Raw genomic sequence first — 14,753 nt, forward strand, 5'->3', positions numbered from 1 at the left:
CCGCGACGGGCCGCGGCCGGCGGATCAGCCGGGAGGGCCCGAATGCCTCGGGGCCACCCCGCCGATGCCACCACCACGGGCCGGACGCCGCCGTACGGCGGCGCGACCCACGGGAACGGTCAGGCCTGAGGCGCAGGGGTGACAGGACTTGAACCTGCAGCCTGCGGTTTTGGAGACCGCTGCTCTGCCAATTGAGCTACACCCCTGTGCGGCAATGCTCGCCCCACCCGGTCATGCACGACCGTGCAGGGGTTACTTGCCCCACGGCGGACCAGTGTACGGGTAGCGGCACGACTTTCCCAACCGGTCTGCCCCTCGCGCGTCGAGAGCCTGGTCAGCGGGCCGTCCGGACGGTCGCCCGCGCCTGCGACAGCACCTTCTCGCCACCGCAGACGGCGGTCACGTCGAGCCTGGTCAGGCCGTCCTCGGTGACCTCCCGGACCTTTGCCGAGACCTCGATCTCGATGCCCTCGTCGTCGTCGGGGACGACCACCGGCCGGGTGAAACGCACGTTGTAGTCGACGATCGCGTCGGGCGCCCCGGCCCACTCCGCCACCGCGCGGCCCACCAGCGCCATGGTGAACATGCCGTGGGCGATCACGCCCGGCAGACCCACCTTCGTCGCGGTCCGGTCGCTCCAGTGGATCGGGTTGAAGTCCCCGGAGGCGCCGGCGTAGCGGACCAGGTCCGCGCGCGTCACCCGGAACGTCCTGGTTGGCAGCTCCATCTCAGCCCTCCCCACGTACGACGAGCTTCGACCAGACCGTGACCACCGGCTCGCCGGCCGCGGTGGCGACCTCGGTGCGGGTGGTCAGGAAGCCGTGCCCGCCACGGCTGCTGACGTCGTCGATGACGCTGACGCAGACCAGCTCGTCCCCCGCCACCACGGGACGGGTGTAGGCGAAGCGCTGGTCGCCGTGGACGACGCGGCTGTAGTCGACGCCGAGATCCGGGTCGTCGATGATCTGCTGGTTGGCCGCCAGGGTCAGCACGATGGGGAAAGTCGGCGGGGCGACCACGTCCGGGTGGCCCAGCGCACGGGCGGCCGCCGGGTCGTGGTGGGCCGGATCGGCGGCGCCGATCGCCGTGGCGAATTCGCGGATCTTTTCTCTGCCCACCTGGTAGGGGGCGGTCGGCGGATACGTCCGGCCGACGAAGGACGGGTCCAGGGACATGCCCGCGAACCTACACGCATACGCCGATCGCCGGTCCGTACGGTCGGCGGCGGCCGGAGCCGCGCCGTCCCGTACGGACCGGCGATCGGGAAGTGCCTGAGGACCTGACCGGCGGAGCCGGCCGTGGGTCAGCGGGTCTCGCGGTGGACCGTGTGCTTGCCGTCCCGCGGGCAGAACTTCTTCAGCTCGATGCGGTCGGGGTCGTTACGACGGTTCTTGCGCGTGATGTAGTTGCGCTCCTTGCACTCCACACACGCCAAAGTGATCTTCGGCCGGACATCGGTCGCCTTCGCCACGGCGGAGTGCCTTCCTCGCTACGGGTAACAACTACGGCGCATCAGCCTACGCGCTGACGGCGCGGACATGCAAAGTGGGCGCCTGTGGCGCCCATCCCACCGACCGCCGGGAGCTGGCCCGGTGGACGAGAGTAGCGGTGGCCGGACTTGAACCGGCGACACAGCGATTATGAGCCGCTTGCTCTGCCATCTGAGCTACACCGCCGTGGCGGGTCCAGCCGGACCCTCTGAGCCCCCTTACGGAATCGAACCGTAGACCTTCTCCTTACCATGGAGACGCTCTGCCGACTGAGCTAAGGGGGCCTGCGCGATCTCCCCGAGGGGTGACGCGCAGGGGATACATTACACGGCCGTGCGGCGGAGATGAAATCGGATCCCCCACCAGGGCGTTTCCGCAGATCAGGGCACGGCCCGCAGCCGGGGCAGCTCCCCCGGCGAGATCGTCTCCGGGTCCACCTGGGCGCCGAACCAGGCCTCCAGCCGCTCGTACGGCAGCGGGCGGCTGAACAGGAAGCCCTGGCCGATCTCGCAGCCGATGTCCTGGAGCAACTCCAGCGTCAGCTCGCTCTCCACGCCCTCGGCGACCACGGCCAGGCCGAACTGCTGGGAGAGCGTGACCACCGCGTTGACGATCGCCAGATCGCCCGGGTCCGTCGCCATGCCCTGCACGAACGAGCGGTCGACCTTCACCTCGTGCACCGGCAGCCGGCGCAGGTGGGCCAGGGACGAGTCGCCGGTGCCGAAGTCGTCCACCGACAGCCGTACGCCGAGGTCCCGCAGCCGCCGCAGGGTCGGGATGGGCCGGTCGGTGCCGTCCAGCACCCCGGCCTCCTTGATCTCCAGCGTGAGCAGCTGCGGCGCTACGCCGTACTCGTCGAGCAGCTCCTTGACGCGGGCCGGGAAGTGCTGGTCGGTCAGCGTACGGGCGGAGAGGTTGACCGCGACGGCGAGCGGCTGGCCGGCGTGCGTCCAGTCCCGGCTGCGCCGCAGCCCCTCCCGGAGCACGAGCTCGGTGAACCGGCCGAGCTGGCCGGTGTGCTCGGCCACCGCCACGAAGTCCTCCGGCGCGACCGTGCCGTGCGCCGGGTGCTCCCAGCGGGCCAGGCACTCCACGCCGACCAGCCGACGGTCGCGCAGCGTCACCTTGGGCTGGAAGTAGACCTCCAGCTCGCCGTCGTCCAGGGCCCGCCGCAGGTCGCCGGCGAGGCCGAGCCGCCGCAGCGACCGCGACTCCAGCGCCGGGCTGAACAGCTGCACGCTGCCCGGCACGGACTTGGCCGCCGTCGCCGCCAGGTCTACCCGTTGCAGCAGGGACGCCGCGTCGCTGCCGTGGTCGGGATGCACGGCGACACCGACGGCCGTGTCCACGTCGAGGGTGAGCGCGTCGAAGACCATCTCGTCGCGGATCTGCTCGCGCAGCTGCGCGGCCAGCTCCACCGCCGCCTCCGCGCTCTCCAGCCGCAGCGTCACCAGGAACTCGTCCCCGCCGGCCCGTCCGACCAGGGCCGACGAGGGTACGCAGGCACGCAGCCGGTTGGCGACCTCCACCAGGACCTTGTCGCCGGCGGCGTGCCCGAGCGACTCGTTGACCTGGCGCAGCCGGTCGACGTCGAACAGCAGCAGGGCCACGACCTCGCCGGGCGCCCGGATCTTGACGGCCTCCTCCAGTGCGCCCGTGATCCGCCGCCGGTTGGGCAGCCGGGTGAGCGTGTCGTGGCTGGCGTCGTGCCGGAGCCGGTCGACCAGCCGCGAATTCTCCAGCGCCACCGCCGCGTGCGCCGCCACCGTCTCGAAGAGCGGCACGTCGGTGCGGACGAAGTAGTTGCTGTCCCCCAGCCGGTTGGCCACCTCCAGCGTCCCGATGACCGCCTGACCGGAGCGCAGAGGGAGGACGATGACGTCCTTGACCCGGTGCGCCGACAACGGGGCGCGCAGGTCGCCGTCGGTCGTCAACCCCCGGCCGACGGCCACGGTGCGGCCCGCGTCCCGGGCCCGCTCCCGCAGGACGACCGGGGTCTTGGCGAAGTCGAGCAGACCGGGGGCGTCGTTGCGGGCGGTGAGCAGCACCTCGGGGTGCCTGCCCTGCGCGGGCAGCCAGAGCGTCGCGTACTCCGCCTGCATGAGCGCGCGCACGCGGCCCAGGAGGGCGTCGGGCAGGGTGCCGTACTCGCCGCTCTCGCTGACCGCGCGGCTCAGCTCGTACATGTCGGTGAGGGTGCGGTGCTGCCGGAAGAACTGCGCGTACGCCCGGTAGACGAGGGCCAGCGCGACGAGGAGGGTCCCCAGCAGCAGCAGCGACCACCAGGTGGCCGCGATGAGGATGAGGACGATCATGCCGCTGGCGACGTTGATCATCGCGGCCAGGAGCGCGGGCGGCGACTGCCGGAGCGCGCCCCGGCCGGCCTGCCAGCCCTGCAACAGCGTGTGCACGCCGGCGACCGAGGCGAGGCTCAACAGGTTGACCATGCTGGCCGCGAGGGACAGCTTGAGCCAGGTGGCCGGGCCGACGCCCTCGACGGGCGGCATCGCCTCGAGCACGAGGACGGCCAGCGACGAACCCGCGGCCGCCCGGCCCACGTTGAACCAGAACTTCGTCGCGCCGAAGCGGTGCCGCAGGTGGGTCACCGCCGACGCGACCGTGTAGATCACGACGACCGTCAGCGGTTCGACGAGGAAGAACGCGAGGACCAGCGGGATCTCGGTCAGGGTGACGCCGAGGGACTGCCGCCGGACGGTGAAGTTCAGCACCGGGAGCCCGGCGGCCACCATGGCCACGAGGAGTGGCAGCGCTAGCGACCACCCGCCGAACGGCTGCGGCGCGACGAGGCCGACCGCCGTCGTGCAGACGATGGCGATCAGGGCCAACGGCCCGGTGATCAGCCACGCGTACTCAGTCGAGCGGGGGCCGGTGGGGCCACGACCCGCCATCCCGTGCCCCCTTACCGGCCCGCCGGTCTCACGTCATCGAGCGGTGGTTGCTCAACGAGGTGCGGGCATGTTCCAGATGATGTCGCCGAGCTGGGCTTCTGCGGAGCCCCAGGCGTCACCGACCCAGACGACGCTCGCGAGGGCTGCGAGTACGAAAAGCGAGCCAAGCAGCCGGCCCAGCCTTCGACCAGACATGTTTGCTCCTGTCGGGGAAGTCTCACGGGGATGGTGGAGGTTCCACGATCGTGCCACAAGGCAGGTACCCAGAAAAGCGGTGCGCGTACCGCCGGACCGAGCGTCGACGACGTTGCGCCGTTCGGCCACCGGGCCGCCCCGACCGAGCCCTGATCACGGGGCTGAGCGGGCACCATGCACTTCGCACATTGCGGATTGCGACCTTCCACGCAATTGGGGGAAGGCCCGGGAGTCCAGACGTACCCACCACCCCTTGTCGGCGACCCCCCGCCGACGGAAGACTCGACCGGACATCGACCACCATACTCGTTCTGCGCCAGCATGCCACAGCTTCTGCCGGCGGCCCGACAGACCTCGTGCGCGGACGGGACAGGCACCGGCCGCCCGGCTCGGCCCTGGGAGCCAGCCTGGCCGTGGGAGCCGGCGTAGACGGTGCTGTCGATCGCGTCGCGGGCGCCGTCGCAGGCCGCTCCGGTGGCGCCGTCTCAAGCCCGACCCACCGGGAGCCGAATGCGGTGGTGTTCATCGGTGACCCGCCGGTACCGTCCGGGCCACCATGACAGCGGGCGGTGAGGTCGAGATGGGCAGCGGTGACGGAACGACGATGCTGTGGCGCCCGACCGGACCGAAGGAACTCGACCTCGTTCGCGAATCGGGATGGCGGAAATGGCCGCCGCGCCTGCCGGACCAGCCCATCTTCTATCCGGTCCTCAACGAGGACTACGCGATCATGATCGCCCGGGACTGGAACGTGCCCGCCTCCGGCGTGGGCTACGTGACCCGCTTCCACGTCGAGACCGACTTCCTCCGCCGCTACCCCGTACGGCAGGCCGGTGGCCACACGATCCTGGAGCTGTGGGTGCCGGCCGAGGATCTGGACGAGTTCAACGCCCACCTCGTCGGCACGATCGAGGTGGTGCACGAGTTCCGGTAGCCGAGCGGCGGCGAGCGGTGCCATCGCCGGCGACCGACCCTACGGGACCTCGTAACCTGCCGGAGCGGCCGCATGTCTCCTGACCCGAGCGCCCCCGGGCCGGCCGTGCCTTGGCCAACGACTACGACAGCTTCGCCGAGACGTACGCGGCCGAGACCGAGTCCAACCTCATTCCCGCTGGTCGGAGCCGTTGGCACTGCTCGACGGGTAGAGGATCCGAGCCGATCGCGCGCTACAGCGTCATCCGGACCGACTCGACGAGACGCCAACTCGCGGCGCTCGCCGCCGTCGACACCGTGGCGCTCAGCAGAAAGATCCGTAGTGAGACCGGCGGCCGGTGGAGCAAGAACGCAACTACTGCGGCTAGGAGAAGTTGCACCGCCGCCGCTCCAAGCCTGGCCCAGACCAAGGAGCCCACAGGCCCGACCCAGATGAAGACGACGTGGAAGATGGCATAGATTGCCTCCCCGGTGAGCAGCCCGAACGCGATGCCCAGAGCAACACTGGCGTTGCGGACCGTGCCCATCCTGACGACGTGCGCGAGCAGACCGAGCCCCAGTCCGCCGAACAACGCGCCGACCAACCAGAAGGCCGACGCACGCGTGACGGAGGAGAGCCCCTCCGCTGGTAGCGCTGGCCCGGAATCGCTGAGCCACTGCCGGCTGAGCGAGCCAACGAGGCCGTAGTAGGTCAGGGTCGCCAGGACGAGTGTGCCGACCCCAGCAACGAGAGCTGACCTCAAGGTCAGGGCGTGGTAGCTCACGGCGAGGGCCACCACGCCCCAGGCGAATCCCGAACTGAAGGCTGGCACGAGGAACCTGCCCACAGCTTCCGGCACGAGGTCGGCAGCGAACGCCGCCATCCCCAGGGCGACTCCCGCAAGAAGCGAGGGAAGCACCTCACGCCTTGTCGATCGTCCGGTGAGGACCTTCAGCTCCCTCATCGGAAGAACTCCGGACAGCTGGGCTTCGCGTCGCTTCCCCAGACCCCCGGTGGCATAGGCCAGACGTCTCGCGAGTCGTCGAACGCCGGTCCCGGCGGTGGCTCGACCGTCAGTGACCTCGCCCAGCGAGGTACAGCTACAGCCACTCGTTTCACCGACCACCACAGCCAACTCGTCAGGTACCACAGAGCGAAGACCGCCGCCAGGCCCAACGCCATCAGCACCAGACATACGAACGCCAGCCTGAAGATCACTCAGGCATTCTTGCTCGGCGTGCGGATATCTTGAGACGACGTCGGCTCCCGGCGGACCATGCCCGATGCATAGCGCGGATGCTCCCGATTGCCCCACAGCCGCACGCCGGCCCGCAGACCGGCGACGCGACAACCCCCCGAACGGATGGTGTCAGTCTTTGCTGGCGCTTGGCGTGGGAGTCGGTGCGGTGACCAGGTCGCGCAGCGCATCCAGGAGAAGCTCATGCTCGTCAACAGGGAGACCAAAACGGGCATGCGAGAGCTTCGTGGCATACGGAGCGAGGGCGTCGAGATCGGCAAGTTGTTGCCGCACTTCCGCACCTATCGCGGCATCGGGATCAAAGCCGATGGCCTCATCACCCGTGTAGTCCCCGGAACCCAGCTCCACACGGTAGTCGGCGGCGTCGATGGCCCGGCCCGCGACATGTGCGGCGAAGACTGGCTCCGCATGAAGGAAACACTCCGCCGCGAAGAGAGTCGCGGCAGCCGGGTCATCGTCGGCGTCAGCCGGACCGGTCTGTCCGTCGTTGTGGCAGTACTCGCTCATGTAGAACCCGCCGAGGGCAACGGCAATCGGCTTGAAGGCAGTCTGATCGCCGGCAGCAGCACGCCACACCAGGTCAAGCAAAGGTCGCAGGCCCTGCGTGAACGGCAGCCCTTGCGGGTCCAGCCGCATCAGCCGCTCTGCTGTGAGAGCGGCGAATGCCACCGCCGTACCAGCGTTGGCAGCCAGCACTCGCGACCGCACCTGCTCGCTCAGGGTCCGCCAATCCGTCACACCAACCTCCGAGCACCGACGCGGGTCGGCACAGGACCGGAGCCTCCGGCCCCGGATGGCACGGCGACTCAGTGACACGCCAAGAGCCTAAGGATCGGGACGGACGCTGTCGCAGCCGTTCCCGCGACATCCGCCGCTTCAGTCGAGCACCACCGCTGGCGGCACCGGGTCAGGTACTTGCGCCAACGCCTGGACCTGTCGGTCTGCCCCGCTGCTTCGGTGAAGCAGCGGGGCCACGCCGATCGGGTCAGAAGACCTCGAAGCTGCGGGTGTCGCTGTAGCTGGCCAGGTGGTCGAGGTCGGGCGGCATGTGAACCCGGTAGTGGTGGGTGCCCTTCGCGGACGGCTGGACGGTGAACGAGTAGGCGCCGGTCCACGACAACGCCGCGCTGCTCACCGGGGACCAGCTTCCGTTCACGTAACGCTCCAGGTGCACCGTCCTGCCCGGGTGGGCCGGGAAGACACTGCCCGACAGGGTGACCGAGCCGCCGAGGGGGACGGACGTCTTCGACAGCGTGGCGGTGACGGCTGTCTTCACCCAGACCGTCGTGAGGCCGCTCTCCGAACCCAGGTGGGCCGTCGAGCCGCGGTGCCGCCACTTGTAGTCCAGGCCCCACGAGGGCTGGTGGCTGTAGCTCACCTCGCCTGAGCTGTCAGTGGTCGACGTGGTGATCAACGTCCACTGGCTGGTGCCCTTACGCCTGCCGTAGAGCTGCATCGGAGCGTCCGCGATGCCCGCACCGGTGTCCGCGCGGACTGCCGCGCCCGACACCGTCACCGCCGAGCCGTGCGCGAGCGAGGTGGCGCTGGCCGTGATCGTGGTCGTGCTGCCGACCAGGGTCACACTCGGCGCGGCCGACAGCTTCCCGCTGCTGTCCCTGACCCACGCCGCGAACGTGTACGTCGTACCCGGCGCCAGCCCCGTCGCCGTGACACTGCCGCCCGTGCCCCCGTACACCGCCGTGCCGGCGGTTGGTGACGACGGCGCCGTCGGGCCCGTGGCACTTCGCACGATCACCTGGTCCAGATCGGTGATCGACGGCAGCGTCCAGGACAGCGCGGCCGAGCCGACACCACCGGTCGCCTTGAAGTTCGACACCATCGGTGGGCCCTCGACGGTGAAGCCGTACATGGTGACCATGGAGGCGGTGCGGTCGGCCGTGAAGCTGCGGACGCTCAGGACGTACCTGCCGGCGCCCGGCGGTGTCCAGGTCAGCGCCGCGCTGCCATCGGCCTTGGCGGCAACGGTGCCGCCCGAGCCGTCGTTGACCCACCATTGGTACGAGCTCGAGCCGGACATGCGCGGCGTGAAGCTGAAGGTGCCCGGGGCGAGGTGACCGCTGCCGGTCGCCGGGAAGTCGGTCGATGCGACCCGGGGCCCGTCCGTCACGGTCCAGGTCACGCCGTCCGACTCCGTCTGCACGCCGGCGGCGTTGCGGGCGACGACGGTGACGGCCTTGTAGCCGCTCCTGGTCGGGGTGAAGCTGAAGGTGGCGATGCCGTCGGCGGCCGGCTTGACGACCTGGCTGCTGGCCTCGTCGTAGTGGAGCGTCGCCACGTAGTCGACCACGTCGGCCATCCGGCTGCGGGCCGTGAAGGCCGCCGGCGTGCCCAGGTCGGTGCCGCCGGTGCGGGTCACCGTCGGTGCCGCTCCGTCGACGGAGATCGGTTGCCAGCGCGGATGGGAGAGGGTGCCGTCGGCGCTCCGGCTCTGGATCCGCAGGCCGGCGACGCCGGTCTCGGTGGCCGTCCAGGTCAGGTCGGCGGTGCCGTCCGGCCGAGCGGGAACGGTGATCTTCTCGATCGGCCGCTGCTCCAGGCTCGAGTATTCCGCCCAGTAGACGTACGCCTCGACGTTCGGCATCCGGGGCGCGAGGCGGAAGGTGAGCGACGACCCGATGACCACGTCGCCGCGCGTGTCCCCGGTGAGCGTCGGGCCGTTGTCGACGATGAACCGGTAGGCGCGGTCAGCGTGCGCCGTGCCGTCGTGCGTGACGCTGTGCACGTAGAGGGTCTGCCAGCCGCCGCGCGTCGGAGCGATCATGACCGTCGCCTTTCCGGCGGCGTCCGCGGGCACGGTTCCCGATGGTCCGCCCTCGTCGATCCGCCATGCGAACGACGCCGTGCCGGCGACCGTGGCGGTGAACTCGAACGCGCCGGGCACGCCGACGTTGTAGTCGAGGTTCGGAGCCAGGTCCTGGTACGCGGCAGAGAAGACCGACGGCCGGGTCTCTTTGACGTAGAACTCGTGGTAGGTCGGCTCTGACGCGTTGCCAGCCCGGTCGATGGCTCGGACGGTGAGCGAGTGGTGGCCGGCAGCTCGCGGGCTCCAGCGGACGGTTGCGGGCCCGCCGAGACCTTCGGCGTTCACCGTGCCCTCCACGGTGTCTTCCGGCAGCTCGCCCGAGTAGAACCGGTACCGGTAACTGACGGTGTCGGCGGAGACCGGGGCCAGCGCGAACGCCCCGGGGACGCCGATCGCGCCGCTGGCGTCGTCCCAGCTGCCTGCGGGATATTCGGCAGAGGTGACGGTGGGTGCCGGGCCACCGCTGCGATCGACGGTGAAATGGCACGTGTCGCTCCACGCCGACGCCGACGCGCCGTCGAGGACCCGCACCCGCCAGGCGTACGTGACGCCGTCGAGCTGCTTCGCCTCGTCCTCGAGCTGGACGTAGACCTCGTTGCTCTGCTCGCCTATGGTGCGGAGCCACTGCTGCGGGTGCTCCGGGTCGGCCACGTCCCACACCTGGAAGTCGGCCTCAAGCTGGGGGCCCGCACCCGTACGGTCGAAGGTGCCTTTCAGCACGACGGCCTGAGCGGCGTTGAGCAGGACCGGGCTCAGGTACGGCCCCGGTGCGGCAATGGCGCACGACTGGTTGGCGGTCTTCAGGTCGGTGGGTGCGCCCGCGGCCGCGGCGGCCGGGGCCGCGGTGAGCCCCACGATCGTTCCGCAGCCAAGTGTCGAGGCCATGATCAGAGCCATGGCACGCTGACGAGCGCGCGGAGCGTTACCCACGTGGTCTCCCCATGATGGACAGGCGGCGATTATCAGCCGCGAAGAGGATCGCACGCCGCCGCGACGGAAAGCGCCCCGGAACCGCCCGGCAAGCAGCGCAGGAGGTGCGGCACCGGCGACGTCCGACGGAAATGCCGCTCTCAGTCTCAGATCACCCGTTTCCACGACCCAGCCGCATGCTGCTGAGGGCCGGCGCTGGTCGAGTCCCAGCTCTTACGCCCCGCCGCATCGGCGAGGGACTGCGGCGTGCCTACGGGAAGGCGTGGCGCGACGTGCGGGCGAAGGTGCTCACCCCGGCTCAGCAGCGCTCACCCCTGGCCCGGCGACCGTACGACCTGCGGCACGTGGCTGTGTCGCTCTGGCTCAACGCCGGGGTACCGGCAACCCGGTTCGCCGAGTGGGCCGGGCACAGCGCGCATGTGCTCATGCGGGTCTATGCGAAGTGCGTCTACGGCCAGGAGAAAGCCGCCCGCCGCCGGGTGGAGGCCGCGCTCGGCCTTACCACCCCGCCGGCTAAGGCAGCACGGCGCGCTCAATGACGGGTCTTGGCCCTGCGACTGTCGGCATCCGCGATGGCGTGACGCACGGCCAGCCGGATCACCCAATAGAGGACTGCAAGTCCGATTGCCCAACTGACGAGGACTGCCACCAACTGCTCGGGCGGGGTATCGAACGTCATGGCTTGCAGCCTAGACATCGCTCGCCCGCGCCGGGTTCCCCGTCGATCTCGGTGACACGCATGTGACACAGCCAGCGAGATCGAGCGGGTTGGAGCTGGACCGAGCGGGACTCACGAAAGAGGCACCTGACCGGCGTGCGCGCTGGTCAGGTGCCTCTTTGTGTACCTGGTGGCGGGTAGAGGATTCGAACCTCTGTAGCTTTCGCGACGGATTTACAGTCCGCTCCCATTGGCCGCTCGGGCAACCCGCCAGGGCACCCCACCGCGTCGTAACGCGGCAGCGGAAGCAAGGATAGCGGCTCACCCCGGCACCGGCGCAACCGGGTACCGTCAGGGGGTCGTACCGCTGGTCAGCGGGGGACGAAGGACCACAGACCGCCGGACAGCAGGAGCATGAGCATGGCAGCGAACCCGTCGTTCGACATCGTGAGCAAGGTCGACCGCCAGGAGGTCGACAACGCTCTCCGCCAGGCGGAGAAGGAGCTCGCGACGCGGTTCGACTTCCGGGGCACCGGCGCCGAGATCTCCTGGTCGGGTGAGGAGGCCATCAGCCTCCAGGCGGAGACCGAGGAGCGGGTGCGGGCGGCGCTGGAGGTCTTCAAGGAGAAGGTGATCAAGCGGAACATCTCGCTGAAGTCGCTGGACGCCGGCGATCCCCGGTCGTCGGGCAAGATCTTCAAGATCGACTGCAAGGTGATCCAGGGCATCGACTCGGAGAAGGCCAAGGCCATCAGCAAGAAGATCCGCGACGAGGGCCCGAAGGGCGTCCAGGCCCAGATCCAGGGCGACCAGCTGCGCGTCACCGGCAAGAAGAGGGACGACCTCCAGGCCGTCATCGCACTGCTCAAGGGCGAGGACTTCGGCGTCGCCCTCCAGTTCACCAACTACCGCTGACGGTGTCCGGTCGGCCCCGCCGCGGCGGGGCCGACCGGACGGCGGACGGCCGACCCTGACAACCCGGGTCGAGAGGACCATGCCGGTTCAGCGGGAGAAGACGAGCAGCAGCACGACCGTCAGGATCGCGCTGATCAGCAGGGATCCGAGGCAGCCCACCCGGTTCGAGAAGAAGACGAACATGCCCGGGGGTACCCCTCCGACGCGACGGGAACCCCGTAGGCGTCAGGCGGGCAGCAGCTCCTCGCTGCGTACCGCCGTGGCCTCCGCGCGGGCGATGGGCCCGGCGGGCAGGGCCGCCACCCCGGCCCCGACGGCCACCGCCGCCCCGGCGAAGACGAACGCCCAGGGCGGCCCGCCGCCGTGGTCGACGATCAGGCCGGCCACCGCGCCGCCGGCGGCGCTGGCACCCACCGACATGGTCACCACCCAGGTGTACGCCTCGTTCAGCATGCTGGTCGGGGCGACCCGGCCGACCAGGGTGTTCTCCAGGGTGAGCGCGGGTGCGATCGTGGCGCCCCCGATCACGAGGGCCGTGCCCAGCGCCACCGGGGTGGGCATCACCGCGAAGACGGCGAAGCTGGCCGCCACCGCGCCGAGCAGCAGCGAGAACTGCCGGGTCATGTTCCGGGCGGGCTTGCGGACACCGAACCAGAAGCCACCCACGGCGCTGCCGACGCCCCAGACGGCCAGCAGCACCCCGGCGAGGCTGTCGGGGTCGTCGGACGTGTAGGCGGAGGCGAACGCCGGCACGGTCACGCCGGCCGCGCCGAAGGCGATGCCGAGGGTGGCCACGCAGAGCAGCAGCGCCGGGAAGCCGGACACGCGCAACGGGCCGAGCCCCGTGGTGCGGTGCTCGCGCGGGTGCGGCTGCCAGCCGCGCATCACGCGGCCGAGGGCCACCGCCATCGTGCCGACCAGGGTCACCACGGCGGCGCCGATCAGGGCGGCCCCGGCGTCGGCGAACAGGATGAAGCCGGCGACCAGCAGCGGACCGAGCACGAAGACGATCTCGAAGAGCGTGGTCTCGGCGGCGAGTGCGGTGTTACGCAGGTGCCACCGGCCGGACGCCGGGGAGGTCAGGTCGTTCCAGGCGCCGCGGATCGCGGCGGTAAGCGGCGGGTAGGTGGCCCCGGCGACGCCGGACGCCACGAAGACCAGCGCCAGGCTGCCGGCCTCGGAGCGGGCGGACCAGAGCAGGGCGAGCAGGGCGAACGGGTGGGCGACGGCGGTGCCCACGAGCACCGGGGTGGGGCCGATCCGGTCGGCGATCCGGCCCGCCACGGGGCTGAGCGCGGCGCCGGAGAGGGCGTAGATGGCCCCGGCGACGGCGGCCAGTGAGTAGCGGCCGGTGACCTGCTCGACGACCAGCAGCAGCGCCAGCGGCGTCATGCCGATCCCGAGCCTGCCGAGGATGCCGGTGAGCAGCAGCATCGGTGCTCCGGGGATCCGCCAGACGCCCAGGTACTGGCGCAGTGCGGCCACGGTCGACCTCCAGGGGATGTAACGAGTGGGGAACCTTTCGACCCTAACGCCGCCGACGGCGCGAGAGGAACGGTTAACGCGCTCACACGGCGTTCCGCCCGTGTCCGGCGGACCGGACACGGGCGGAAAGGTGATCAGTGCCTCAGCGCTGGAACTGCACGGGGCCGCTGTTGGCGGCCATCCGCTCCAGCCGGGTGACCCGCTCCTCCATCTTGGGGTGGGTGGAGAAGAGCGCCGCCACGCCGCCGCCCTTGAACGGGTTGGCGATCATCAGGTGGGCGGTGCTGGTGAGCTGCCCCTGGGCCGGCAGCGGCCGGCGCTGGGCACCCATGTGGATCTTCCGCAGGGCGCTCGCCAGGGCCAGTGGGTCCCGGGTGAGCTGGGCGCCGGAGGCGTCCGCCTGGAACTCCCGGCTGCGGCTGATCGCCAGCTGGATCACGGTGGCCGCGATCGGGCCGAGGATGATGGTGAGCAGCAGCACGGCCGGGTTCGGGGAGTCCTCGTCGTCGCCACCGCCCAGCGGGATGAACCAGGCGATGTTCGCCAGCATGGTGATGATGCCGGCCAGACCGGCCGCCACGCTGGAGATGAGGATGTCCCGGTTGTAGACGTGCGACAGCTCGTGCCCGATCACGCCGCGCAGCTCGCGGTAGTCGAGGATCTCGGTGATCCCCTGGGTGACGCAGACGGCCGCGTGCTGCGGGTTCCGCCCGGTGGCGAACGCGTTGGGCTGCGACGTCGGGCTCACGTACAGGCGGGGCATGGGCTGCCCGGCCTCGGTCGCCAGCTCGCGGACCATCCGGTACAGCTCGGGGAACTGTGCCTCGCTGACCGGTTGCGCCCGCATCGAGCGCAGCGCGAGCTTGTCGGAGTAGAAGTAGGTGACGCCGTTCATGAGCAGCGAGACGACGACGGCGATGACCAGGCCGCCACTGCCGCCGAACCAGTAGCCCACCGCCAGGATCAGCGACGTGAGCAGGCCGAGCAGCGCGGCGGTCTTCAGACGGTTGTGGTGCACGATCACTCCTTCGGTGCAGCACGGATCGCGCGGGATCCGCTGACCGGTTCAACAACCCGGTACCCGTCAACCATCCGTCTCATGGCTGAGAGTTGCCTGAGATGTCCGGAGTGCCCGTCGCGAGTGTCCCACCGGAATTCGGGAATGCGACCGCTGCC

At 70.3% G+C, this 14,753-nt stretch carries 12 protein-coding genes, 4 tRNA genes and 1 pseudogene; 3 read left to right on the forward strand and 14 right to left on the reverse strand.

Going from position 1 to position 14,753, the window contains the following annotated elements:
* Positions 1 to 133: 133 nt before the first annotated feature.
* The 7 genes from CLT72_RS18035 to CLT72_RS18065 all read right to left on the reverse strand — a co-directional run bounded on the left by CLT72_RS18035 (position 134) and on the right by CLT72_RS18065 (position 4,399).
* Positions 134 to 206 (reverse strand) — tRNA-Trp (locus CLT72_RS18035).
* Positions 207 to 334: 128 nt separating this feature from the next.
* Positions 335 to 727, reverse strand: a complete 393-nt coding sequence (locus CLT72_RS18040; RefSeq protein WP_101412806.1) for a MaoC family dehydratase — start codon at positions 725 to 727, stop codon at positions 335 to 337.
* Position 728: 1 nt separating this feature from the next.
* The gene (locus CLT72_RS18045; RefSeq protein ID WP_101412807.1) at positions 729 to 1,175 is read right to left on the reverse strand and encodes a MaoC family dehydratase N-terminal domain-containing protein; all 447 of its coding nucleotides are present in this window, start codon (positions 1,173 to 1,175) and stop codon (positions 729 to 731) included.
* Between the two features lie 128 nt (positions 1,176 to 1,303).
* Positions 1,304 to 1,471, reverse strand: a complete 168-nt coding sequence (gene rpmG, locus CLT72_RS18050) for a 50S ribosomal protein L33 (RefSeq protein WP_013288652.1) — start codon at positions 1,469 to 1,471, stop codon at positions 1,304 to 1,306.
* Positions 1,472 to 1,603: 132 nt separating this feature from the next.
* A tRNA-Met gene (locus CLT72_RS18055) sits at positions 1,604 to 1,676 on the reverse strand.
* 25 nt (positions 1,677 to 1,701) lie between these two features.
* A tRNA-Thr gene (locus CLT72_RS18060) sits at positions 1,702 to 1,774 on the reverse strand.
* Positions 1,775 to 1,870: 96 nt separating this feature from the next.
* Complete coding sequence (locus tag CLT72_RS18065; protein ID WP_101412808.1) at positions 1,871 to 4,399, reverse strand: putative bifunctional diguanylate cyclase/phosphodiesterase; 2,529 nt, start codon at positions 4,397 to 4,399, stop codon at positions 1,871 to 1,873.
* 775 nt (positions 4,400 to 5,174) lie between these two features.
* Here CLT72_RS18065 and CLT72_RS18070 point away from each other — a divergent pair.
* Positions 5,175 to 5,528, forward strand: coding sequence for a hypothetical protein (locus CLT72_RS18070; RefSeq protein ID WP_101412809.1), 354 nt, complete (start codon positions 5,175 to 5,177; stop codon positions 5,526 to 5,528).
* A 232-nt stretch (positions 5,529 to 5,760) separates the two neighbouring features.
* Here the strand turns inward: CLT72_RS18070 and CLT72_RS18075 are convergent, their stop codons facing one another.
* The 3 genes from CLT72_RS18075 to CLT72_RS18085 all read right to left on the reverse strand — a co-directional run bounded on the left by CLT72_RS18075 (position 5,761) and on the right by CLT72_RS18085 (position 10,684).
* The gene (locus CLT72_RS18075; RefSeq protein WP_144082269.1) at positions 5,761 to 6,471 is read right to left on the reverse strand and encodes a hypothetical protein; all 711 of its coding nucleotides are present in this window, start codon (positions 6,469 to 6,471) and stop codon (positions 5,761 to 5,763) included.
* 405 nt (positions 6,472 to 6,876) lie between these two features.
* Positions 6,877 to 7,461 (reverse strand): hypothetical protein, encoded by a 585-nt coding sequence (locus tag CLT72_RS18080; RefSeq protein WP_486484274.1) that lies wholly within the window; start codon positions 7,459 to 7,461, stop codon positions 6,877 to 6,879.
* 289 nt (positions 7,462 to 7,750) lie between these two features.
* On the reverse strand, positions 7,751 to 10,684 hold the full coding sequence (locus CLT72_RS18085) for a hypothetical protein (RefSeq protein ID WP_158242039.1): 2,934 nt from the start codon (positions 10,682 to 10,684) through the stop codon (positions 7,751 to 7,753).
* Between the two features lie 86 nt (positions 10,685 to 10,770).
* Between CLT72_RS18085 and CLT72_RS32875 the strand changes: the two are divergent.
* Positions 10,771 to 11,058: pseudogene (locus CLT72_RS32875) on the forward strand (integrase); the annotation flags it as partial.
* Here the strand turns inward: CLT72_RS32875 and CLT72_RS31965 are convergent.
* Positions 11,052 to 11,198, reverse strand: a complete 147-nt coding sequence (locus tag CLT72_RS31965; protein ID WP_158242040.1) for a hypothetical protein — start codon at positions 11,196 to 11,198, stop codon at positions 11,052 to 11,054. The pseudogene CLT72_RS32875 and the gene CLT72_RS31965 sit on opposite strands and share 7 nt — an antisense overlap.
* Before the next feature lie 167 nt (positions 11,199 to 11,365).
* Positions 11,366 to 11,449 (reverse strand) — tRNA-Tyr (locus CLT72_RS18095).
* 148 nt (positions 11,450 to 11,597) lie between these two features.
* On the opposite strand from CLT72_RS18095, the gene CLT72_RS18100 reads away from it, so the two are divergent.
* Entirely contained in the window at positions 11,598 to 12,092 is a 495-nt protein-coding gene (locus tag CLT72_RS18100; RefSeq protein ID WP_101415242.1) for a YajQ family cyclic di-GMP-binding protein, read from the forward strand.
* 225 nt (positions 12,093 to 12,317) lie between these two features.
* Here CLT72_RS18100 and CLT72_RS18105 read toward each other — a convergent pair whose 3' ends face one another.
* Together CLT72_RS18105 and htpX are read right to left on the reverse strand one after the other, a co-directional pair.
* Positions 12,318 to 13,577: an MFS transporter gene (locus tag CLT72_RS18105; protein ID WP_101412813.1), complete on the reverse strand. Its 1,260-nt coding sequence runs from the start codon at positions 13,575 to 13,577 to the stop codon at positions 12,318 to 12,320.
* Between the two features lie 142 nt (positions 13,578 to 13,719).
* Positions 13,720 to 14,595 carry a zinc metalloprotease HtpX gene (htpX, locus tag CLT72_RS18110; RefSeq protein WP_101415243.1) on the reverse strand — a complete coding sequence of 292 codons (876 nt, stop codon included), beginning with the start codon at positions 14,593 to 14,595 and terminating at the stop codon, positions 13,720 to 13,722.
* Between the last annotated feature and the right edge of the window lie 158 nt (positions 14,596 to 14,753).

Source organism: Micromonospora sp. CNZ309 (assembly GCF_002846525.1).